Consider the following 23,970-nt stretch of genomic DNA (forward strand, 5'->3'; position numbering starts at 1 on the left):
CCGGATTCGGTGGCGCCGCTTTCCGAAACCGGCTTACGCCCGGCACATTCGGAGCGGAGACGCAAACATCCGTGCCCTGCATGGAGAAAAGAAGTGTTCCCTTTGTCAAGTTTGCCTGAAAAGGATTTCGCATTGGCCTGAAAAGGAATTGCCGTTTGCCTGAAAAGGAATTGGCATTCAAGCGAACGCAAATTCCTTTTCAGGCAGGGCGTTTTGCCGGCACGGGGCTTTTATATGCCGAAAGCAAACTTGTCGATGGTCTGATAGACAATGCTTGCAATGCCCAGCCCTACGATGCCGATGACGCAAAGCGCCAATGCCCACCGGGTGAAAGCGTCGCTGCGGAACGTCGGGACGGGATTGTCCGATGGAGTGATATACATTGCCTTCACGATGAGCAGATAATAATAAAGCGAAACCACCGTGTTGACGAGTGCAATGAACACCGGCAGATGGAATCTGGCATTGAATGCGGACATGAAGATAAAGAACTTCGAGAAGAAACCTGCAAAAGGTGGGATGCCTGCCAGCGAGAAGAGACACAGCGTCATCAGCAGGGCGATTTTCGGATTGGTGCGATAGAGCCCCGCATATTCCTCTAACGTGAACTTATGGCTGCGTAGGGCAATGATGGTGATTACCGCAAATACACCGAGATTGGCTGAGGCATATACCAACACGTAGTACACCAATGCCGTCATTCCCTGAGCGGTTCCGCCGATAACTCCCAGCATGATATAACCCGCTTGCGAGATGCTGGAGAATGCCATCAGGCGTTTCAGGTTCTGCTGGCGGATGGCAAAGAGGTTGGCAATGGTGATGGTGACAATCGTTACCCAGTAAAGCACCGTTTGCCAGTCGTCTGTCATCGGAGCGAAGACTTTGATGAGCATCGTCATCAGCACGAAGGCGGCAGACCCTTTCGAGACGACGCTCAGATAGGCGGTCACCGCACTCGGAGCGCCTTCGTACACGTCCGCCGTCCACAAATGGAACGGAACAAGCGAGAGTTTGAACGCCATGCCTGTGAAGAAGAACACGAATGCCATAATCTGCAAAGGGTTTCCGTCGATACGTCCGGGAAGGTCGTCGAAGTAAAGCGTTCCCGCCGAACCGTATATCATCGACAGACCGAAAAGCAGCAGCGCGCTGGAGAACAGGGCGGTCAGGATGTACTTTGCACCGGCTTCGGCCGAGTGGTGGCGGTATTTGTCGAAAGCGATCAGCGCCGCCATCGGGATGGAAGCTGTCTCCAGACCGATGAAGAACATCAGGAAGTGCCCGGCGGAAATCATCAGATACATCCCGAACAGGGTGGAAACTGTGAGTACGTAGAACTCTCCCTGCTTAAACGCCGTGTCTTCGCGCTTCATCCATTCGTGCGCCATCAGAAAAACGATGAGTGTGCCTATGTTCAGAACCGACTTTACGATGGTGTGCATGGGCACGTAGTGATACATCCCGCCGAAAGCGTCGGCCGTCTGTCCCGGTATCAGATTGATAAGGGTGTGGAGGGTCATCAGTGTTACAGGGAGTACCGTATTGAGAACCGGAGCTCCGGTTTGCTTGTGAGCGTCCGGGCTCATGAACAAGTCGGCGAGGAGAAGAACGAGCAGGACAACGATGAGCGAAAGCTCTTCCCGCATGTATAGAAATTGTGAATAATCCATCTTTTTGTTTACTGTTTATAGAATAACGATTGATTGCTTGGTTGTTTTCCGATGTTTCCCGGTTGTTTCCGCCGTTGCCTCACAGCAATCTGCTGTTGCCATGATATTCATTTGATGGTGTTTCCCGGTTGTTTCCGTCGTTGCGTCACAGCCGTTCGGGCGGATGCGCGGAGTTGGTTGCAAGCTCCGCCTATGGCTTTCATCCGCAAATCACGAACAACGGTTTCCGACCGCACGGTTCACGGCATCAGTTGCGAAACGACGGGAATCACGCTTTCGCCGATCATCCGGCTCACCCAGAAAGGCGCGAGTCCCAATCCGGCTACGCAGACAATGAGGCAGATCACCGCTACACGTTCGTCCCATGTGGCGTCGGTCAGCTCAAGATGATGCTTGTCGGTGCAGGTTCCGTATAGTATCTTTCCGACCAGTCGCAGGATGTAGACGGCGGTGATGACGATCGATGAGCAGGCGAGAACCGTCAGTGTGCGGTGGAATACATCGGCATTCTGGAACGAACCTACGAAAATGGTCATTTCGGCAACGAAGCCGCTCAGTCCGGGAAGCCCCAGATTGGCAAGCCCGGCAATGACGTAGCAGACGCTGAGAAAAGGCATCACCTTCATCAAACCCGAAAGTTGGCGAACATCGCGCGTATGTGTGCGCCCGTAAATCATGCCGATCAAGGCAAAAAACAAAGCGGTCATCAGTCCGTGGCTCAACATCTGAAGGATAGCGCCCGTCGCCGCCGTCCGGTTCAACATCAGGATGGCAAACAGCACCAGTCCGCAATGTGAAACCGAAGAGTAGGCATTGATGTATTTCAGGTCTGTCTGCACGCATGCGGAAAATGCTCCGTAAACCACGGAGATGCCTGTGAGTATCAGGAATATCCACGCAAGTTCTTGGGCGGCTTCGGGCAGAAGGAACATGGCTATGCGGAAACATCCGTAGCCTCCCAGCTTCATCAGTACGCCGGCGTGGAGCATGGAGACTGCCGTCGGGGCTGAAGCGTGGCCGTCGGGACTCCATGTATGGAACGGGAAAAGAGCCCCCAATACTCCGAAGCCGAGGAACGTGAGCGGAAACCAGATACATTGCTGCTCGAAGGGGATGTTGTGCAAGTGCGCAATCTCGAGTATATTCATCGTTGTTGCCCCCGAACCGGAAAAGATGCCGAGAATACCGATCAGCAGAAAAGCGGAACCGCCCATCAGCATGAGCGTCAGCTTCATGGCGGCATATTCCTTCCGCCCCGACCCCCACACACCGATGAGCAGATACATGGGGATCAACGCTATTTCGTAGAACATGAACATGGTGAACAGATCGACGGAAATAAAGAACCCGAATACGCCCAGCGACAATAACGTAAACCAGAGGAAATACTCTTTGGTGAGCGGTTGCAGGCGCCATGAAGCGAAAGTTCCGGTGAATACGATGATGGAAGAAAGCAGCAGCATGGCTACCGAAATGCCGTCGACTCCTACCGAATAGGCGATGTGAAGCGGTGCGTACCAAAGCGTGTCGGCACGGAAAAGCATCTCCGCCGTATTCCCGGCATGGCGTTCTTCCAGATAAAGGAATGTCAGTATGATGGAAGCGGCAAGCAGTGCCGATGCGCCGGCGACCATCACTCCCCGAATCGCTTTAATCCCCCGTGCAGCCCATAGTGCGGCAAGCATCAATAAGGGGATGAGTACAAAGATAGATAAGAAATTCATCTTGTTTTATTTACTGTTTAGCTATTTACAAATTAAAGAATTAACAGCAGGATCAGTGCCAGCGCCCCGCAGAAGAATACATAAGCGTATTGTTGCACTTGCCCGCTCTGGAATCCGCGTATCTCGTCGCTCACAGCTTCGGTAGCCCATGCGAGGAAGTCGAAGAAGTCGTCTATCACATGACGGTCCCACCATGCGATGGGAGCAGAGATGCAGCGGAAAATGATACGGTGAGTGATAAACCGGTAAACCTCGTCGATGTAGAAACGGTGATAGGCAGCCCGGTGCAACCTGCCGAAGCGTCCGGCAAGGGCATTCGCTAAGGATTGCTTTTCTCCTTTATACATATAGGTTGCCAGAGCTATCGATAGCAGGGCAACGAGGATGCTTGTTACGGCTACCGTGCGGTCGAGGTGGATGTCATAAACCGATCCGTCGGCGCTGATAAAGTGTCCGAAAGGGATGAAGCCGGCCACACAAGTCACGCCTGCAAGGAACAGAAGGGGGAAAGTCATCGTCAGCGGACTTTCATGCGGAGCGTGCCGTTGTTCGCATGGCGAGTCGGTGGCGGGCTGTTGCGTCTTGCCCCAGAAGATACCGTAGTAGAGACGGAACATATAGAAGGCCGTCATGGCGGCGATAACCGTCATTACCCAACCCATTGCCGGACTGTATCCAAAGCATGCCGCAAGAATTTCGTCTTTCGAGAAGAATCCCGAGAACGGTGGGATGCCTGCGATGGCAAGACAGGCAATCAGGAATGTCCAATGGGTGACGGGCATGTATTTGCGCAACCCGCCCATTGCCGACATCTCGTTGGAGTGTACGGCATGGATGATGCTTCCCGCACCGAGAAAGAGCAATGCCTTGAACATGGCATGGGTGAAGAGGTGAAACATGGAGGCCATGTATCCCAACCCTCCGTGATGTGGGTCGACAGAGGTGCAAACGCCCAAGGCCACCATCATAAATCCGATTTGGGAAATGGTGGAAAAGGCCAGTACGCGTTTGATGTCCGACTGGACACAGGCTACGCTCGCCGCATAGAAAGCGGTGAACGCTCCTACCCAGGCTACGATGTGCAGCGTGTCGGGCGCATAGGCGATGAAGAGCGGAAACATGCGGGCTACCAGATATACTCCCGCCACCACCATTGTGGCGGCATGTATCAGGGCACTGACGGGCGTGGGGCCTTCCATTGCATCGGGCAACCAGATGTGCAATGGAAACATGGCGCTCTTGCCCGCACCGCCGATGAACATTAGTCCCAATGCCAGAGGAAGCATTGCCGCTCCTCCGCCGATTAGTGAAACTGTATCGGGTGTGAAACCGAAGGTACCGCCGTAGTATCCGTAAATCAGGATACCGATAAGGAATCCCAGATCGGCGAAGCGTGTAACGATGAACGCTTTTTTGGAGGCGGAAATCGCAGCGGCCTTTGTGTAGTAGAAGCCGATCAGCAGGTAGGAGCTGACTCCTACCAGTTCCCAGAAGAGATACATCTGGAAGATGTTTGTGGCAACAACCAGTCCGAGCATCGACATGGTGAACAGCGAAAGGAAAGCGTAATAACGCTGAAATCCCTTTTCGCCTTTCATATAGCCGAATGAGTAGATGTGTACCATGAGCGATACGGTGGAGATGACGATGAGCATCATCACGGAAATCGGATCAAGCAGAATGCCCAAATCGAAATGCAGCGTCTCGGTGAAAGGAAGCCATGTGAAATTATAAGGTATCAGGGTGGCCAATGTGCCGTCGTCGAGACGCGGAGCGGTGAAGTATTGGAAAGCGGTGAGGTACGAAAGAAGCGTTACCGCGCCCAACACCAGTGTGCCGATTGTGCCCGCCGTCCGGTGTGACATCCGCTTTCCCCCGATGCCTGTGGTGAGGAAAGAGAGAAAGGGAAGGAGAAGTATGAGAATCGTTAATTCCATATCTGTTGTTTGTTTTTAGTTAGTTACCATTTCATTTCATCCAGACTGCGAACCTGAATGCTCCGTATATTGCGGTAAATGTTAATCATGATAGCGATGGCTATCGCCGTTTCCGCCGCCGAAATGGCAATCGAGAACAGAGCGAAGAAGTATCCTTCGGTGTCTTCGGGAAAGAGGAAACGGTTGAACACGGCGAAGTTGATGTCGGTGGCATTCAGCATGAGCTCTATCGAGATGAGGATGGCCAACGTGTTCCGGCGGGTGAGGAATCCGTAAATTCCTGCGAACATCATGACGGTGGAAACCACCAGATAATATTCCATGTGTATCATAAATCAATGTTTTTTGCGTTTTGAAGATTCATATCGGGTCTCTCTTATCGTTTGCGGGCAATCATGATGCCGCCGATGATGCAGGCCAGCAGCAAGATGCTGACTGCCTCGAAAGGCAATACATAGCCGTATTTGTCGCTGCTGAGCAAAGCGTGCCCGATATCGTGGATATCTATTTCCAGCGGTGCAAGGTCTTTGGTCTGTAAGAATTTATGCTTCAGTGTGATGAACAGGACGATAGCCGCCCCGGCAATCATAGAGAAGAATCCTGCAAGAAAACGGCTTCGTTTCAGACGTTCGGCACGGTCGCCTTCTCCGCTGGTGAGCAGGATGGAGAATACATAGAGTACGACGATACCTCCGGCATAGACCATAATCTGTACAGATCCCAGAAAAGTATAGCCCAGCAGGAAGTAAATGCCTGCCGTTCCGAAAAGTACGAAAAGCAGATAGGTGGCCGAACGTACGATGCGCCGGGTGGTGACCGTCATCACGGACATGACGATGATGAATGCGGCTAAAAAGTAAAATATTACAGTTTCGAGTGTTGCTCCCATTTCTTTCTTATGTTTTAATGTTTACTGATTCGTGTTGCCGGATTGTTTTCGGATCCGGCATTTTATAGTGGCAACCGGTGCTTGGTGCCGCATCACTTTTGTACGACTTTGCTGCCTTCGCGGTTGAGTCGCAGTATGAGTTTCGAGCGGTCGAAAACAGCATGTTCGAAGTTCTGGTCGAATGTGATGGCATCGTGCGGGCAGGCATTGACGCACAACTGGCAGAAAATGCACGAGCCTAAGTCGTACTTGTATGCGGCCAGAATCTTTTTCTTCTTGCCTTCTTCGGTTTCAACCATTTCACCGGTTACGCTGATGGTGCCGTTGGGGCAAGCCATCTGGCATAGCCCGCAGGCTACACAGCGGTGCTCGTTGTTCTCATTGTGTGGCATGGTCAGTGTTCCGCGAAAGCGATCGAACATCCGCAGCTCTTTCCGGTTTTCCGGATATTGCTCGGTTATTTTTTTGCGGAAGAACACCCTGATGCTTGTCTTCATCCCGGCAGTCAGGCTGCCGAGGGCCCGTGTCAGGTTGCCGAAATAGGAGTCTTTCTCTTCTTTATATTTCATAATCAATTGCTGTTATATTCGTTTGTTAAAAGTGAAAGCCGAAGGCCACGCAACATGCCATTAATAATAAATTGACCATCGAGATGGGAACCAGATATTTCCATTCCAGACTCAGAATCTGGTCGATTCGCAAACGGGGGAATGTCCATTTGATCCACATCAGCAGAAATACCACGAAGAAAGCCTTGGCGAAGAACCAGATGAAACCGGGAATGCAGTCCATCACACTGTTGAATCCATTGAGTCCGGATACGTGCAGCGGCATCCATCCGCCCAGAAAAACGGTGGTGGCAGCGGCGGCTACGATAAAAAGGTTCAGATATTCCGCCAGATAGAAGAACCCGAAATGCATGCCCGAGTATTCGGTGTGATATCCCGCCGTCAGCTCACTCTCCGCTTCGGGGAGGTCGAACGGTCCGCGATTGCATTCCGCGTTTCCGGCAATGAGGTATGTGATAAAAGCAATCACGGCAGGAATATGCCCTTTGAAGATAAACCATCCGTCGGCCTGATTCTCTACGATTTGAGAAAACTGCATCGTTCCCATCAATACCACCATGGTCATGATGCTCATTCCGGCGGAAAGCTCGTAGCTGATGATTTGCGCGCCGCTTCGCATGGCGCCGATCAACGAGAATTTGTTGTTGCTTCCCCATCCGGCAAGCAGAATACCCACAACGCCTATGCCGGAGGCTGCCAGCAGAAAGAATACCCCTACGTTGAAGTCGAGCACCTCGGCGCCTTTATTGAAAGGAATGCACGAGAAGGTAAGGAAAGAGGCGGCAATCACCATGAATGGAGCGAGGTTATAAAGAAAACGGTCGGCTTCTTTCGGTGTGAATATTTCTTTGGTCAGCATCTTCAACACGTCGCAAAGCACTTGGATGGAGCCCCACTTCCCGACCCGGTTGGGCCCGATGCGGCATTGGAAGAACGCGCACACCTTTCGTTCCATATAAATCAATACGATGGCCAGTATGGCATACAAGGCGATGATGCATAAGCCGATGAGCACGCATTCTATAAAAACAGCCGCTCCCTCAGGCATCAAAGAGAGCAATAAGCCATGTATCCGGCTTGTTATTATACTAAAATCGAACATCTTTTTGGTTGAATGATTAGAATTTGTTTTGTTGCATTACCTGTCTATATCGGGAACTACATAATCCAGCGTTCCGCCAATGGCTATCAGGTCGGCGATTTTGGCTTCCCTGCAAATGGTATCGATGGCTGCCACCAGCGGCAATCCCGTAGAACGGTAATGAAGCCGGTAAGGCATTTTATCCCCTTGGCTTTCGAGGAATACGCCGAACTCTCCGCGACTGCCTTCTACCGCAGCATAATAACTTCCTTCGGGAACGCGGATGACAGGTTTCGTCTTTTCCTGATAAGCGCCTTCCGGGATATTGTCTATCAACTGCTCGATGATGCGCATGCTTTCTTCTATTTCGTCCATGCGTACCATGTAGCGTGCCCACGAGTCGCCTTCGGAATAGACGATTTCTTTGAAGTCTACCTTGTCGTATACGCCGTAAGGCATCCGTTTGCGCACATCGCAGGCCCAGCCCGAAGCGCGTCCCGTGCCTCCGGTGCATCCGAAAGAGATGGCGTCTTCACGGCTTAATACGCCTACCCCTTTGAGGCGGGAACGGGCGATGATGTTTCCGGTGAATATTTCGTGATATTCGTGAATGATACTGCGCAAGTAAGGAATAAACTCCTTCACCCGTTTCACAAAGTTGGGATGGATGTCGGCCTGCACACCACCGATGGTGTTGTAGTTCATTATCAACCGTCCGCCGCATGTCTCTTCGAAAATGTCGAGAATCTTCTCGCGGTCGCGGAAACCATAGAAGAAGGCGGTCAGCGCACCCAAGTCCATTGCCAGACAGGAGTAGAAAAGCAGGTGCGAGTCGATGCGTTGCAGCTCGTCCATGATGGTGCGGATGTACTGTACACGGTCGCTTACCTCGATGCCCATCGCTTTCTCGATACACATGCACAGTGCATGACGATTCTGGTGAGCGCCCAGATAGTCGAGGCGGTCGGTCAGAGCCAGCGTTTGCGGGTAAGTAAGACTTTCGTTCATCTTCTCTATACCCCGATGGATGTAGCCGCAGTTGGCATCGATCTTGCGGATGGTTTCTCCTTCCAGCGATACGCGAAAGCGCATCACTCCATGCGTGGCAGGGTGCTGGGGACCGATGTTGACCACGTATTCCTGCTCGCCGAAGAGTTTCGTCTCTATGTCTTTGATCGTTCCGTCGGGATTCAGTTCGATTTCCTGAGTCGTGTCGAACGTCTCTTCGTTGTCCATACGAAGCGGATTTTCTTTTTCCGGGTCGTTGTCCTTACGCAGGGGATACCCCACCCAGTCGTTGCGCAGGTAGAGGCGACGCATGTCGGGATGGCCGATGAAAAGAATGCCGTAGAAGTCGAACACTTCCCGTTCGTAGAAATCGGCGATTTTCCAAATGTCGCTCACGGAAGGAAGCTCCGGCAGTTCGCGGTTGTCCGTTGCCGTTTTCAAAGCCATCCGCTCGCCGGTGGCTGTCGATTCCAGATGGTAAACCACGCCCAACCCACGGAGCTTCTCCGGATTGTCTTTCTCGTCCGCTACTCCCCAATCCATGCCGGTGAGACTTTCGAGGAAGTCCATCTGCCTCTCGTTTCGCAAGCGCAGCATCTCATCGTGCAGCGCCGCAGGGGATATATATGTAATTTCTTGCATGATTGTGACTGTTGTTTTTATTCTTCCGGTTTCTTTTCTTTTCTGTTCGTTCCGCCGAAGAACTTCTCTATCTTCACCTTGCGCTGCAACTGCATCATTCCGTAGTAAAACGCTTCGGGGCGCGGCGGACAGCCGGGAATGTAGACGTCTACGGGCAGAATCTTGTCTACTCCGTTCACTACGTGGTACGATTTCTTGAAGGGTCCTCCGCTGACGGCACATCCGCCTACGGCTATCACGTATTTCGGGTCGGGCATCTGATCGTACAGGCGTTTCAATACCGGAGCCATTTTGTTGGTGATTGTTCCGCAAACCATAATCATATCCGCCTGCCGCGGACTGGCACGGGCTACTTCGAACCCGAAGCGTGCCATGTCGTAACGGGCAGCTCCCAATGCCATGAATTCGATGCCGCAACAGCTTGTTGCGAACGTAAGCGGCCACAGCGAGTTGCTGCGTCCCCAGTTGACAAAGTCGTCGAGTACGCCGAGAGCGACATTGGCCCCTCCGGCGTTGAGTTCCTCGACGAGCTTCTCCAACGATTCGTTGTCGGTAAACTCTTCATACGGAATCGATTTGATTTTCGGTTTTTTGCTTACTTCCATTCCAGCGCTCCTTTCCTCCAGGCATAAGCGAGGCCCAGAACCAGAATAACGAAAAAGAAAAGAATGCCCGCCAAGCCCTGAGGCCCTAAATCGCGCATCACTACCGCCCAAGGGAAGAGGAAGGCGGTTTCTACGTCGAACATCAGAAACAGGATAGCAAACAGGTAGTATCCTACGCGGAATTGCATCCACGATTTGCCCCGCGTCGGTATGCCGCATTCGTAAGCCTCAAACTTCTGGGCATTGTACGAGCGTGGAGAGATGGCGCGTGAAAGCGCTATGACAATCCCCACGAAAGCGATCGCTGTCAGTAAAACAACAACTAATAATGTAAAATTCATAATCTCAACAGTTGTTTGGATGGTATATGATAGGAAATAGCCAATTCATTCTTCGCCTACCGGAGAAGAGACTGATTGACGGATAAAGTCGGGTGTAAAATACAGACGATAAGTGTCGGCTAAACGACGATTTTCCTTAAACCATATATATAATGGTTGTTCGGATGGCGGAAATAAGGATGCGCATGCGGTATGTGCGAAGCTGCCGGAACGGTGAACGTGTCGTATCCCCGAAAACCGGATAGCAACAGCTCCGGGTTTTTGTCTGTAGAGTCATGCGCCATATCCGCATGGCTTATATCGCAAGCCTGAGTGGAGTAGAAATGATAAAGGTGTTGGAAAAGGTTATGAACGGCGTGCTCCTCAGATACGAAGCATTGCTCCTGACGGTAAACCGACGGCACACCTTTGTCGCTTTTTCCCGTTGTTCTGTTGCCAACGGAATGAGTCAGCAAAGCGAGCGCCAGCAATAGCCCATATGTAAAACATTGTTTCATCTTACCTCTATCCCTTTAACGGACGCAAAGATAGAATTAATATCCATACCTTCTGCAATACGCAGGTTGCAAAAAAGGTTTTTTAGCACTCAAATTGATTTAAGTCAATTCCCGGAGGCGAGCATCGGGCGTTGTCCGGTTGCAGGTGCTTTCGGAAAGACTCTTTGTGAGGCATGTGGGCATCGCTGCGCCAAAGTATTTTACCTGTTTTTGTGCCCGAATGTTTGCATATCATATAAAATATCCATACATTTGCCGAAAACCTTGAGCCTTTGAGCATTGTGCGGCTCATGCGGCATTTGCCGCAAAACGCCCGCTCGTAACGCATAACTTAGAGATACCTATGACGACATATCCGATACATTTGGCTTTCACTTCTTTTAACCGTCAACCTTTGGCGGTTCCGGATATTTGTATAACACACACACACACACACACACACACACACACACACACACAGTAGACTTTCCTGACGTACGCGCGCGCGAAGCTGTCGCGGGTACGTCGCCTCATATTACCGTCCTCGGCGGGGATCCCTGCATCCCTGCCGGGGACATTTTCGTTTGTGCGCCCTGCTCGCGTAACTTATTTTTTAACCCCCTAAATACACAAGACTCATGAAACAGTATTTCATTGCAATCTGTATCGTGCTGCTGGCCATGTCTTGCAGCGACGACTCGGGCAAGGGTTCTCTCCCTACGCCACTTGATCCGCCCGCTGAGGCGACTCTCACGCTGATGATTCCCGGCTTCCGCTCCGCCTCCGAAACGCGGGCGGGCGTGCATGAGGAGCAGATAAGCGAAATCGACGTGCTGCTGTTCCGCAACGTATCCGGCACGGAGCGTGTTGCCGCCATGCTCACGGTTCCGGCTACTTCGCTTCACGGCACGGGTACTCCGGGCGAGGCGAGGCTCACGACGAGCATCCCTGCGGGAGAATACTCTCGCCTGGCACTGGTGGTGAATGCCCATACGGAACTGACTGCCGCGGGCATCACCGCCGGTACTTCCGGCTCTTCCTACACCGACCTGCGGAATGTGCAGACCTCCGGGCGTTACGGCAACCTCGGGTTCGGACCTGACAAGACCATCGCCATGTACGGCGAGTACGCTCCCATGGGCGGCATCCAGATCGAGGCGGGCGTACCGAAAGTCTTCCCCGGCACGGTCGGGCTTATCCGCTCGATGGCGCGGGTGGACTTCGTGAATCAGGAGACCTCGCCGGACTTTGTGATTAATGCGGTATTCTTCAACAACGTGGCTGAGAACGGTGCGGTGTATGTATCCCCGACGGCTTACGGTGTCGATTTGGATGCAGGTAGCGGCGGCAGCGGCTACCTTTCACCCACATTGCCTACTTCGGGGCTGACTCCGGCTTCCGGCAGCGATGGCTCTAACGGCTTATTTATCGAATGGGGTCATCAGGCGCACACTTACTACCTGTACGAACAGCCCGCCTCAGGCCCTTCCGCCCTCAGCTATCTGGGCATCACCCGCCCGCGCATCGTGCTCAGGGGTAATTACAAAGGGCAGAACACGTGGTATCCCATCGACTTCACTTGGGACGGGGTGAAGGGTGGCGGTACGGTTCCCTACTTTACCAAGGGCACGCCCATGCCCATCCTGCGCAACCATCGCTACGTATTCACCATCAAGGAGGTGAAGGGGCCGGGCTACTCAACGTGGGAGGAAGCTTTCACGGCTCCCGAGATACTGACCAACCAGAGTTCGCCCCTCACCATCGAGACGCACGTGATAGACGAGGCGTACACCGACGTAACGTTCAACGAACAAGGCTTCCTTGCCGTGTCGCGCACGGCGATGACGCTCAAAGGAGCTCACACCACTGCGAGCACGGACAACAAGGTGGAGGTGCTGACCAACGTCGCGGGTGGATTCCGTGTGTGGTCGTTCGACAACAATGGCACGGAAGTGCCTGCGGGAGGCTGGCTACGCTCGAGCACGGCCGGTGGCGCAGCGAATGCGAATACCACCGTGCAGGCGATTACCAACGGTAAGGGCTTCAAGAACGGGTATCTCGAAGTGCGTGCCGGGCGGCTGTACACGAAAGTGAATGTGGAGCAGCTCGTCACTCCTTTGGAACTCGTGGCGGAGTATAATCTTGCGGGCGGTTTCCTGTACGGTTCTTCTTTCACTTCTTCCAATCCTGCGGGTGCTTCTCCCACCTCTGCCCAGACCGACCTGCAGCTCCGTTGGGCGACGAATCATAACAATGACCAGAGCGGTTATTACAATTGGTACGTGCTCAAGGGGATAACCGAAAGCACATACAACCCGGCAGGCAAGAACCTCTTTAGCGACAGTTTCTTCAGTGCGGGTAATCCCGGACATGGTTATCATTTGCCTTCCCTCCACGAACTGACGGGTGTTTTCTCTTACCAATCTAATGCTGCCTACGCTACTTCTACCGGTGGCATACAATCCGCCAACGAGGCTTGCGAGTTCGGTGGTATCAAGAAGACTTTCACCAATGATTATTATTCTACCGGTAACGGCGTTTGTTATGCTCTCCGCTTCAAAAAGGCTACCGGTAATCCTAATGACGGTTCTCCCTTGTCGGAATTCTCCAAAGCTATCGATGACCATATGTGTTGTGCTTACCGTTACACCCGAATCGCTCCATTAGCACTGAAAGTCGACTGCATTTACTTGGGCGAGGCCGGGGCTTCTTTGAGGCCTCAGGATATCGGCAATGATGCTTGGTGGAATGCTCGTGTTTCCGAGATTGTCACCCGTATCTTCCCTGCCGCCGGGCATATTGAAAGAGCGATACCGTGCAGTCGGGATAGAAGACTCCACGGCAAAAATATCTTCGGTCAATTCTGGTCGGGCACGGAGTTCAACAGTTCTCATGCTCGGGCCGCGTACTTCTACTCGGGGTGGGCTAACACATACGTCCAAGTCTCCAAGCACGCCGGGTTTTCGGTGCGCCTGTTCGCTAATGAATAATCAAAGACGGCGCTTTACTTGTGCGGATGATTTGCTTGAGAATGCAGAGATAATGGAAAGCTCGTCTACGCGGAGCAGGAGCTTGGAGTGAAGGAGAAGAGGCACATGAAACACCCGCAAGGGTACGAAAGGAACATCGTTGCCCAGTGCCGAAGGGGGTTGGCACGGGAGCGACGGATGGGGAGGGAAGGCTGCCGTAAGGGAATCCGGCAGTAGTGGGAGGGACTGAGGGAGAAGGCACACGCCGCACGACACATCCGGCAACATGCCACAAACGATACAAGTATTTTCTCCGGCGGGCGGCGCAGGCTGCCGCCGCCGGTTTTTGTTTAACCTTTAATTTTTACAAGAATGGCAAAAGAAACAATCAAGTATGTACTCAACGGTCAGCTAACGGACAACATGGTGACGCGGGACGTGAAAGACGATAAGATTCTCACGCTCGTGGCCGCCGGCACGGCGGACAAGCAACGGGTAATATCGGAAATCATGGAGATGAACCCGGGACTGGAACGCGAGGTGGTAGAGGCGGTGGTGAATCTGGAGCAACGGGTGGTGACGAAGCTGGTGCTGAACGGGTTTAGCGTGAACATGGGGCTTTACCGGGCGGTGGCTCAATTCAAGGGCGTGGTGGAAAACCGCGCGTGGAACCCGCAGAAGAACGAGGTGTACGTTCTCTTCACGCAAGGGGCTGCGCTGCGCGAGGCGATGCGCCGCACGTCGGTGAACATCATCGGCGAGAAGGGTTCGGCCATGTTCATCGCCGGCGGAATGGGTGCTGCCACGCGCGCAGGAGCCGAAGCGCACGAGTTCCGGGCGAAGGCGGGACGAAACTTCACGCTCACGGGTTCGAAGCTCAAGGTGGCGGGCGACCATCCTGAGGTAGGCATCACACTCACCTCGTCGAAGGGGAAGGTGACGAAGATTACGCCCGACATGTGGGCGGTGAACGACCCTTCGAAGCTTATATTCCTCATTCCTTCCGGACTGTCCGACGGAGAATATACGCTGACGGTGACCACGCAATATGTTAATTCAGGTCGAGTGGGACGGTTGTTGAAGACGCCCCGCAGCGTGAAGCAGACGATTTACTTAGGCGAGGCGCCGGAGCATTCTCCGGGTGGAAGTCCGGGCGGCGGTTCGGGGGAACACGGCGAGGCGCCCGACCCGGCAGGTTGAACTCCCGGCGGCGGGGGAAGAATCCGGCGACGGGTTTTCGGAATCCGGCAGCAGGCTTTTGGAAGTTGGCAGGGCGGACGGAAAGCGGAGCAGCAGGTTGAACGCCTGGCGGCAGAGGAAGAATCCGGCGACGGGTTTTCGGAATCCGGCAGCAGGCTTTTGGAAGTTGGCAGGGCGGACGGAAAGCGGAGCAGCAGGTTGAACGCCTGGCGGCAGAGGAAGAATCCGGCGACGGGTTTTCGGAATCCGGCAGCAGGCTTTTGGAAGTTGGCAGGGCGGACGGAAAGCGGAGCAGCAGGTTGAACGCCCGGCGGCAGAGGAAGAATCCGGTGACGGGTTTTCGGAATCCGGCAGCAGGCTTTTGGAAGTTGGCAGGTCGGACGGAAAGCGGAGCAGCAGGGAAGAGGTGGGTGACGGAAGTCTTCCCCCAGCCCGTTCCGCAGACAGGGCACGCAAAAGTGCGTGCCCTGTCTGCGTTTTTCTTGTCGGACGGCGAAGCAACAAGATTGCCGGGGAGGGGAGAACAGTTGGGCTGCTTCGCACTGCCTAATTAAGGTTACCGATGCATCAACACTGCACGCCCGTCCGCAGCAACGTTGCACGCCCATCCAAAGCAGTGCTGTACGCCCGTCCGCATCAACACTGCACGCCCGTCCGCAGCAACACTGTACGCCCGTCCGCAGCAACACTGCACGCCCATCCGCAGCAACGTTGCACGCTCATCCGCATCAACGTTGCACGCTCATCCACATCAACGCTGTACGCCCATCCGCATCAACGTTGCACGCTCATCCGCATCAACACTGCACGCCCATCCACAGCAAAGCTGCACGTATCGGCAAAGAAGTTTTAGTTTTTCTTCCAGAAATCGGCGTCGAACAGCAGCAGTACGGTGAACAACTCCAGACGCCCGAGGAGCATGAGGAACGAGTGCAGCCATTTTGCCGCGTCGGGCAAGGCGCTCCATGTATAAGCCGGTCCGCATTGACCGAGGCCGGGCCCCATGTTTCCGATGCTCGAAACCACCGTTCCCACAGACTCCATGAATCCTACCCCCAGCCCCATCATGACAAGAATGCTGATGATGGCAATGACCGCATAAAGAAAGGTGAACGCCAAAACGGTGGACTGAACGCCGGATGCGATGACGTGTTTGTTGATGCGCACGGGCAACACGGCGTTGGGATGCAGAATATGCTTGAACTCGTTCTTAGCTATTTTAAAGAGAATCACCATCCGGATACATTTTATCCCTCCCGTAGTGCTTCCCGCACAAGCGCCCATAATCATCACGATGACAAGGCATCCCCAGAGGACGGAGGGCCACAACATATAGTCGGCCGTAGCAAATCCGGTGGACGTGTGCAGGGAGATGACTTGAAACAAGGACTTGCGAAAGGCCTCTTCACCCTCCATCGGAGTGGTGCGGTAGAGCCAGAAAGCGATGAAGAGCGTGAAGAAAGCGACGGATAGGAAATAGAACTTCAGCTCTGCGTCGTGCATGAACTTCTTTATTTTTCCGTTGAAAAGCATGAGCAACAGGGTGAAATTCACCCCCGAGAAGAACATGAAAACCGATATCACGTAGTCGATGTAGGGCGACCGGTAGTACTCGATGCTGGCCTGTTTGGTGGAGAATCCGCCCGTGCTGGTGGTGGTAAAGGCATGGCAGATGCTGTCGAACGTGCCCATTCCGCCCATCATGAGCAGTATGATGAGCGTGCCCGTCATTCCGGCGTAAATGCTCCATATCCACTTGGCGGTGACGCCGATGCGGGGATGAACCTTATCGTGCGTGGGCCCGCTCGCTTCTGCGGCGAACACCTGTATGCTTCCGGCGCCGAAGATAGGCAGTACGGCGATGGTGAAGAAGACGATTCCCAATCCTCCTATCCACTGTGTGGTGGCGCGCCAGAAGAGTATCCCGTGGGGCATCGACTCGATGTTGTCCATGATGGTGGCGCCTGTGCTGCTGAAGCCCGACATCGTTTCGAAGAACGCGTCGGTAATGTCGGGGATGTATCCTCCTATGCAGTAAGGCAGCATTCCGAACAGGGAGAAGGCAATCCACGAGAAGCTGACGATGACGTAGCCGTCGCGGCGGTTGAGCGACTTCTCCGCCCCCCGCCCGAGAAGAAGCATTGCGATGCCCACGCAGAAGGTTATGGCAGATGAAAGCAGAAAGCTCTGCAAGTCGTTTTCTGCGTAGAAAAGCGATACCCCGCCGCAGCAGATAAGCATGCCTGTTTCTATCAGAAGCAGGCAGCCGAGTATCCTGAATATCATTTTCGAGTTGATCATCGGTGTATGGAGCGGTTAATGGAAGAACTTCTCAATCTTTTTAATCATCATGTTGAGGCAGAACACCACCACGTGGTCGCCCGCCTGTATCTGCGTGTCGCCGGTCACCAGAATGCCCTCTCCGTTGCGTATCATTCCGCCGATGGTGACACCTTTGGGCAATCCGAGATCCCTGACGGTATGTTTGGTGATTCTGGCGCCCGCCGGCACGGTGAACTCCGCAACGTCGGCATTGGCGAACGTGAGGCATTTCACGTTGCTCACATCGGCGTCGAGCATCATCTGGTAGATGTGGCTGGCGGCAATCATCTTCTTGTTGATGACCGTACCGATGTCGAGGCTTTCGGCCATGCCGATGTAGTCGATGTTCTCCACTTCGGCAACGGTTTTCCTTACGCCCATGCGTTTGGCCGCCAGACAGGCGAGGATGTTGGTCTCCGAATTGCCCGTAAGGGCTACGAAGGCTTCGGTGGTTTTCAGTCCTTCGTCGGTCAGCAGGTCCATGTCTCGCCCGTCGCCGTTGATAATCATGGTCTTGTCGTCGAGCAATTCGGTCAGACGCCCGCAGCGGGCGAGGTCGCTCTCTATGATTTTCACCTGCATGTAGTCGGGTACGTTTTGCGCCGTACGCACGGCTATGCGGCTGCCGCCCATGATCATGACGTTGCGCACGTCTACATAATCTTCTTTACCGGCAATCTTACGGATATAGGGGATGTACTTGCGGGTGGTGGTGAAGTAGACGATGTCGTGAAGTTTAATCACATCATGTCCGCGTGGGATGATTGTTTCCGTTCCGCGCTTGATGGCTACGATGTGGTAGGGGATGTTGGGTTCTCCGAGTTTGTGCAGGGGAATGTCCAGAATCTCGGCTTTCTCGCGCATTTTGGTGCCGATCAGGATGAGCGCGCCTCCGCAGAACTCCCACCATTGGCGCACCCAACTCATGCGCATCGACGAAACGATTTCTTTGGCGGCAAGCATCTCTGGATAGATAAGGGAGTCTACTCCGAGATGCTCGAAAAACTCTTTGTTGCCGGGTTCGAGGTATTCGTAGTTGTCGATGCGGGCTACCGTCTTTTTGGCTCCAAGGTTGGTGGCTATCATGCAGGCGGTCATGTTCCGGCTTTCGTCGGGGGTGACTGCGATGAAAAGGTCTGCTTCTTTCACTCTCACCTCTTTCAGTCCGGAGATGGAAGAGGGGGAGGCGGCTACCGTCAGGAGGTCGAAGTTGGAGCTGAGCGCGCTCAGTTTCTCCTCGTCGTCGTCTATCAATGTGATGTCTTGGCGTTCGCGGGATAACAATTTGGCCAAATGAGTGCCTACGTTTCCGGCACCTGCAATGATTATCTTCATTTTACTCTTTTTGTGTTTCTGAGTCTGTATACAAATTTATGAACCTTCGGCGAAGCGGTCTTGCTCGTTGTCGCCGGTAACCCGACCGGGCGCAAACAGTTATATACAGGTTTCTTTCTCTGCCTATTTTCCCGTTTCCTGCCGGCAGGATTCTTCTTCGAGCAATGCGTTTGCAAGGCTTTCTTCGTCCAACCCGCACAGCCGGTGCAACTCGGCAACGGAGCCGTGCTCGATGAAGCGGTCGGGGATTCCCATGCGTTTAACCGACGGAGTATAGCCGTTCTCTGCCATAAACTCGAGGATGGCGCTTCCCATTCCGCCTTTCACAGTGCCGTCTTCGACGGTTATGATCTGCCTGAACCGCTTGCCGATTTCGTGCAGCAGATTCTCGTCCAGCGGCTTGAGGAACCTCAGGTCGTAGTGGGCTATCGACTTTCCCGACGCTTCTTCGGCACGGGCAATGGCACGTCCGGCAGCGTTTCCTATCGGTCCTATCGTGATAACGGCGAGGTCTTTGCCATCCTTCAGCCGTCTGCCCGTGCCTACGGGAATCTCCTCCAGCGGACATTTCCAGTCGACCAACACCCCTCGTCCGCGCGGGTAGCGGATTGCGAAAGGCCCCTTGCCGGGAAGTTGGGCGGTGTACATCAGTCTTCGCAACTCGTGCTCGTCCATAGGCGAAGCGATGGTCAGGTTCGGTATCGGGCGCAGATAGGCCATGTCGAACACTCCGTGGTGGGTGGGTCCGTCTTCGCCTACCAGTCCGGCTCTGTCGAGACAGAACACCACCGGCAGCTTCTGAATGGCTACATCGTGTATGATATTATCGTATGCCCGCTGCATGAACGAGGAATAGATGTTGCAAAACGGCAGTAGCCCTTCTTTCGCCATGCCGCCCGAAAACGTGACGGCATGACCTTCGGCTATGCCTACGTCGAAAGCTCTTTGCGGCATTTTCTCCATGAGCATGTTCATCGAGCAGCCGGTAGGCATGGCGGGTGTGACGCCCACAATGTCCGGGTTGAGCTCCGCCAGCTCTGTCAGCGTATCTCCGAACACATCCTGAAACAGCGGAGGCATGCCGTCGGTATTGCTGATCAGGCGTTCTCCGGTTGCCGGATTGAATTTGCCGGGCGCGTGCCATTCGGTGGCAAACTTCTCGGCCGGGGCGAACCCTTTTCCTTTAACGGTATGCAGATGCAGTATCTTCGGGCCGCGCATGTCTTTGATGTCGTGCAGCACCCGCGCCAGATTCTTTACGTCATGCCCGTCTATGGGGCCGAAGTAGCGGATGTTCATTCCTTCGAAGATGTTCTGTTGGCGGGCGGCTATCGACTTGAGGCTGTTGCCGAAGCGTATCAGTGCTTTGCGTCTCTCTTCGTTCAGTATGCCGATTTTCGACAAGGCTTGTGAAGCCTTGAAGCGCAACCGGTTGTAAGGGCTGGAAGTGGTGAGGTTGAACAGATACTGTTTCATCCCGCCAACGCTGCGGTCGATAGACATATCGTTGTCGTTCAGTATGATAAGCAGATTGTTGGGTGTGCTCGAGGCGTTGTTCAACCCCTCGAAAGCCAGCCCTCCGCTCATCGACCCGTCACCGAGTACGGCCACCACATGGCGGTTGTCTTCTCCTTTCTTGGCTGCCGCCACAGCCATGCCGAGAGCCGCCGAAATGGAGTTCGAGGCATGTCCGCAGGTGAAAGTATCGTATTCGCTCTCCTCCGGTGAGGGGAAGGGTCGAATCCCGCCCAGCTTCCTGTTGGTGGAAAAAGCCTCGCGACGCCCCGTCAGTATCTTGTGTCCGTATGCCTGATGGCCTACGTCCCACACGATACGGTCGTAGGGAGTATTGAACACATAGTGCAGCGCGACGGTCAGCTCTACGGTTCCCAGACTGGCGGCAAAATGTCCGGGATTGCATGATACTTCTGCGATGATGTCTTTTCTGAGTTCATCGCATACTTCCGGCAACTGTTCTGCGTCGAGACGCCGCAGGTCATCCGGAGTATCAATAAGATTCAGCAGTTTATATATCGATTCATTCTTCATGATATGAGGATATTTACTGCAAAAGTACGAAAAGTAAAGTAAATCCCGTATTCTTTTGATGATAAACTTTAGAAGGTGCGGGGGAGTGTTCTTTATGACATCCTTTGCGGGAGTATTTTTCTTTCATGTTTGGGCAGCCTTCACCTGCTTGTCCTTTTATGTATCATCGCCTTGCTGTCATGAAAGTGCTGTTGGGCTATCCGCTTTGAAATGATTGGAGGCCGGTTCTATCCCACCGCTCGGCAGCGGAAGAAGTGCATCCTCGCCACATGTGTAAGAATGGGGGCAACGGATATTGGGTCAAGCGAACTAACTGTAAAACAAGCCCGGATGTTTTACAACGTCCTGTTTCTCATCAGTTCCTCAAAGAAAGCATCCCGGTACGAATTACCGATTGCTATTTCGTATTTCTTGATAAAGACATCGTTGTTGTCGAAAGAATCGATATGATTCCTGTTCACGATATATGATCGGTTGATTCTCAGGAAGACGTCTTTAGGTAACAAATCGTGTATCGTCTTTACATTCATGCGAGTAATGATGCGTTGCCCCTCCATTTGGATGATCACATAATCTTTTAGCCCTTCTATAAAAAGAATCTCTTTGAGGTTGACTTTGAAATACCGCCTGTCGGATTTGACGAAGATACATTCGTCTTCGACGTTCTCCATACTCTTTCTCTCTTCGTTCAGGAGCAAGGAGTGGTATGCAATCGCCTTATCTACTGCTTTTCTGAACTTGGAGGCATCAATTGGTTTCACGAGATATCCGACAGCATCCACTTCATAGCTGTCGAGCGCATACTCCAAATAGGCCGTTGTGAAGATAATAAGCGTATGTCTGGGTATACTCCGCGCAAATTCTATTCCGTTGATACCCGGCATCTGAATATCCAGAAAAATCAGATCTACACTCGTTGTTTGCAGATACTCCGATGCTGTTCCGGCACAGTTGAAACACTCCAACAGCTCCAGTTGGGGAATCTGATCGATTAGTTTTTTAATTCCTTTGCGAGCGATCGGCTCGTCATCTACGATAATACATCTCATTGGTTTAATTGTAATTTTACGGTATATGTTGTCTCTGTTTCTATGATATCCAGTACATGGCTGCTTTCAAACAACAAATCGAGGCGACGCCGGATATTCGCCAAGCCTAATCCGCCCACCTCCCGTTCCGTTGGTTTAGAAGATTTGGAGTTCTCGCATTCAAAAAGCAAGCGGTCGCCTTCCTTCCGGAATTTCAGGTGTACGTACGACCGGTTCACATCCGGATTATGCTTGACGGCATTCTCTACAAAGGGGATAAAGAGCAAAGGAGGCACTTCCGTCTTTTCCATATTGCCTTCTATGGTAACGGTATAGTCGAAATTGTCACGACGTATTTTCTCCAAGGCGAGAAAGTCCGTCAGAAAAACGATATCCGCGGACAGAAGCACTTTATCTTGTGTGCTGTCGTAGAATTGATACTGCAACATTCTGTCGAGCTTGTCTAAAATATGGGAAGTGATTTCCGGGTCTTCGTCTACCATAATATTCGCATTATTGATCATATTGAAGAGGAAATGCGGATTGATCTGGTTTTTAAGAAAGCTCAGTTCCGATCGGAATGTCGCCACTTGCAAACTGTTGACTTTCCGATTGCTGATGGCCCATTGCCGAAACAGCATAAACATCGATATCCCTCCCAGAAAAAGGAAAATCGTACACATGGAAGACGCTATACTCAGAAGAATAGCAATGACGGAAGATGCTTGATTCATGACCGTTATGTCGTAAAATAAATCCTGCAAGATAACCATGATAACGATGGAAAAAACTGTAAATAAGAAGACCGATACCGCATAACCGAGCACTTTGTTTTTTGCCAGATACCGGGGAAACAGAACATACACATTGACGTAGACCAGCATATTGAGAAACAGGTAATAGCTGATCCAACCGTAGAAGCGGTTCAGGGTAAGGCTCAGCTTGTCCGGGGCATCGAAAAAGATGCTGACGGATATGGCCAGAATGACACCTTGCAAAATAAGATGCCGATGGATTCCATATTGATCATCCATCACGAACGAAGACATCCGGTTGTCGTTTTCTCTACGTGGTTTCATTGCGATAAATTTATGGTAAGCGCTATCGTTCCCCCGCTTAATTGCAGGGTATGTCTGTCAGGATATTGCAATTCCAGCCTTTGTTTGATCGGCCAAAGGATATCGCAGCCGGGTAGCTCGTTATGATCAGACCGGCACGTAAAGAACAGCGTTTCATCTTGCAGCCTGAAAAACAATTCCACCCAGCGGCTATCGGCAATGACACATTGGACGAGCGACAAAAACAGCATCGGGGAAACAAACGTATTATTCGCCTCTCCGTCCGTCCGAATCCGATATGCAAATGCCGGATGGTTCGACTTCTCCAGTTCAAACAAAACGGCCAGTGCCTGAATTTCCGATTTGAGCAATATCCTCTCCCGATAGCAATCGTATAGCTGGTATCTTAATAATTGTCCCAGTTGCATCAACATCTTCGATGTTTTTTCGGGTTGAGATGCGGCCAATGAGGAAGCATTCTTAAGCGTCTGCGATAAAAACGCGGGAGCGATTTGACCTTTCAGCTTATTCAGCTCCGATTTCACATGTTCACGTTCCATCCGGCCGACTTCTTCATTGCCTTTGATCCATTTCCCGAAAAACAGCACCACGGAGATTCCACAAAAACAAATGGCTGTAACCACTGACGTCGATAGGTTGTCGACCACAATCAGCGGATGGGTGTATGACGTAATCCGATGGGGCAGATTCAATACATTGCGCACCCAGTATTCGCTCCAGACAGACAGAGTGGGCAATACAAGCACGATGACGCACAGGGCGACGGCATAAGCCGTATGTTTTCCCTTCAACAGGAATTTCGGCGCCAGATAGAAGTAATTGAAATACATCGCTATCAGGTAGGTCATACATGAGATCAGACAAACCAGATAGATGCGATTGCCTAAAACGGATTGGCTGTCCCGATAAGCGATAAACACCTGATTAAACGTAATAACAGCCCAAACCATGATAAAAATCACATGCCTGCCGATCCGGTAATTCGGAGCAAACAGAAACCGGAGCATGAAATGATGTTCTTTCATCCGTATCATTCGTTGCAAATA

At 52.5% G+C, this 23,970-nt stretch carries 19 protein-coding genes; 2 read left to right on the forward strand and 17 right to left on the reverse strand.

From position 1 onward, the window contains the following. Positions 1 to 230 precede the first annotated feature (230 nt). The 11 genes from GGR07_RS05875 to GGR07_RS05925 form a co-directional block, all read right to left on the reverse strand. Entirely contained in the window at positions 231 to 1,670 is a 1,440-nt protein-coding gene (locus GGR07_RS05875) for an NADH-quinone oxidoreductase subunit N (RefSeq protein ID WP_122056502.1), read from the reverse strand. Between the two features lie 239 nt (positions 1,671 to 1,909). Next, complete coding sequence (locus GGR07_RS05880) at positions 1,910 to 3,394, reverse strand: complex I subunit 4 family protein (RefSeq protein ID WP_122056503.1); 1,485 nt, start codon at positions 3,392 to 3,394, stop codon at positions 1,910 to 1,912. A gap of 32 nt (positions 3,395 to 3,426) precedes the next feature. Continuing rightward, on the reverse strand, positions 3,427 to 5,331 hold the full coding sequence (nuoL, locus tag GGR07_RS05885; RefSeq protein WP_122056504.1) for an NADH-quinone oxidoreductase subunit L: 1,905 nt from the start codon (positions 5,329 to 5,331) through the stop codon (positions 3,427 to 3,429). A gap of 23 nt (positions 5,332 to 5,354) precedes the next feature. Further along, positions 5,355 to 5,663, reverse strand: coding sequence for an NADH-quinone oxidoreductase subunit NuoK (gene nuoK / locus GGR07_RS05890; protein WP_021645924.1), 309 nt, complete (start codon positions 5,661 to 5,663; stop codon positions 5,355 to 5,357). A 44-nt stretch (positions 5,664 to 5,707) separates the two neighbouring features. Further along, positions 5,708 to 6,220, reverse strand: a complete 513-nt coding sequence (locus GGR07_RS05895; RefSeq protein ID WP_021645925.1) for an NADH-quinone oxidoreductase subunit J family protein — start codon at positions 6,218 to 6,220, stop codon at positions 5,708 to 5,710. Positions 6,221 to 6,312: 92 nt separating this feature from the next. Continuing rightward, complete coding sequence (locus GGR07_RS05900) at positions 6,313 to 6,789, reverse strand: 4Fe-4S binding protein (protein ID WP_034542949.1); 477 nt, start codon at positions 6,787 to 6,789, stop codon at positions 6,313 to 6,315. Positions 6,790 to 6,814: 25 nt separating this feature from the next. After that, on the reverse strand, positions 6,815 to 7,891 hold the full coding sequence (gene nuoH, locus GGR07_RS05905; protein ID WP_122056505.1) for an NADH-quinone oxidoreductase subunit NuoH: 1,077 nt from the start codon (positions 7,889 to 7,891) through the stop codon (positions 6,815 to 6,817). Between the two features lie 36 nt (positions 7,892 to 7,927). Beyond that, positions 7,928 to 9,520, reverse strand: coding sequence for an NADH-quinone oxidoreductase subunit D (locus GGR07_RS05910; protein ID WP_034542951.1), 1,593 nt, complete (start codon positions 9,518 to 9,520; stop codon positions 7,928 to 7,930). Between the two features lie 17 nt (positions 9,521 to 9,537). Further along, positions 9,538 to 10,125 (reverse strand): NADH-quinone oxidoreductase subunit B, encoded by a 588-nt coding sequence (locus tag GGR07_RS05915; RefSeq protein WP_034542952.1) that lies wholly within the window; start codon positions 10,123 to 10,125, stop codon positions 9,538 to 9,540. After that, positions 10,116 to 10,466 (reverse strand): NADH-quinone oxidoreductase subunit A, encoded by a 351-nt coding sequence (locus GGR07_RS05920; protein ID WP_034542953.1) that lies wholly within the window; start codon positions 10,464 to 10,466, stop codon positions 10,116 to 10,118. Before GGR07_RS05920 ends, GGR07_RS05915 begins: the two co-directional genes overlap by 10 nt. A gap of 119 nt (positions 10,467 to 10,585) precedes the next feature. Next, complete coding sequence (locus tag GGR07_RS05925; protein ID WP_034542954.1) at positions 10,586 to 10,963, reverse strand: hypothetical protein; 378 nt, start codon at positions 10,961 to 10,963, stop codon at positions 10,586 to 10,588. Positions 10,964 to 11,580: 617 nt separating this feature from the next. On the opposite strand from GGR07_RS05925, the gene GGR07_RS13890 reads away from it, so the two are divergent. Together GGR07_RS13890 and GGR07_RS05940 are read left to right on the forward strand one after the other, a co-directional pair. Next, positions 11,581 to 13,932, forward strand: coding sequence for a hypothetical protein (locus GGR07_RS13890; protein WP_256680568.1), 2,352 nt, complete (start codon positions 11,581 to 11,583; stop codon positions 13,930 to 13,932). A gap of 351 nt (positions 13,933 to 14,283) precedes the next feature. Continuing rightward, positions 14,284 to 15,111 (forward strand): DNA-binding domain-containing protein, encoded by an 828-nt coding sequence (locus GGR07_RS05940; RefSeq protein ID WP_021647027.1) that lies wholly within the window; start codon positions 14,284 to 14,286, stop codon positions 15,109 to 15,111. 849 nt (positions 15,112 to 15,960) lie between these two features. On the opposite strand, the gene GGR07_RS05945 is transcribed toward GGR07_RS05940, so the two are convergent. The 6 genes from GGR07_RS05945 to GGR07_RS05970 all read right to left on the reverse strand — a co-directional run bounded on the left by GGR07_RS05945 (position 15,961) and on the right by GGR07_RS05970 (position 23,949). Beyond that, the gene (locus GGR07_RS05945; protein WP_122056507.1) at positions 15,961 to 17,412 is read right to left on the reverse strand and encodes a TrkH family potassium uptake protein; all 1,452 of its coding nucleotides are present in this window, start codon (positions 17,410 to 17,412) and stop codon (positions 15,961 to 15,963) included. A gap of 15 nt (positions 17,413 to 17,427) precedes the next feature. Further along, positions 17,428 to 18,768, reverse strand: coding sequence for a Trk system potassium transporter TrkA (gene trkA, locus GGR07_RS05950; protein WP_034543248.1), 1,341 nt, complete (start codon positions 18,766 to 18,768; stop codon positions 17,428 to 17,430). A gap of 123 nt (positions 18,769 to 18,891) precedes the next feature. Next, positions 18,892 to 20,817 (reverse strand): 1-deoxy-D-xylulose-5-phosphate synthase, encoded by a 1,926-nt coding sequence (gene dxs, locus GGR07_RS05955; RefSeq protein ID WP_122056508.1) that lies wholly within the window; start codon positions 20,815 to 20,817, stop codon positions 18,892 to 18,894. Between the two features lie 335 nt (positions 20,818 to 21,152). Further along, positions 21,153 to 21,866, reverse strand: a complete 714-nt coding sequence (locus tag GGR07_RS05960; protein WP_034543249.1) for a LytR/AlgR family response regulator transcription factor — start codon at positions 21,864 to 21,866, stop codon at positions 21,153 to 21,155. Beyond that, on the reverse strand, positions 21,863 to 22,924 hold the full coding sequence (locus GGR07_RS05965) for a sensor histidine kinase (RefSeq protein WP_034543251.1): 1,062 nt from the start codon (positions 22,922 to 22,924) through the stop codon (positions 21,863 to 21,865). The genes GGR07_RS05960 and GGR07_RS05965 overlap by 4 nt, the downstream gene beginning before the upstream one ends. After that, the gene (locus GGR07_RS05970; protein ID WP_172545178.1) at positions 22,921 to 23,949 is read right to left on the reverse strand and encodes a histidine kinase; all 1,029 of its coding nucleotides are present in this window, start codon (positions 23,947 to 23,949) and stop codon (positions 22,921 to 22,923) included. The genes GGR07_RS05965 and GGR07_RS05970 overlap by 4 nt, the downstream gene beginning before the upstream one ends. Positions 23,950 to 23,970 lie beyond the last annotated feature (21 nt).

The sequence above is a fragment of the Bacteroides pyogenes genome (assembly GCF_014196225.1).
GTDB lineage: Bacteria > Bacteroidota > Bacteroidia > Bacteroidales > Bacteroidaceae > Bacteroides > Bacteroides pyogenes_A.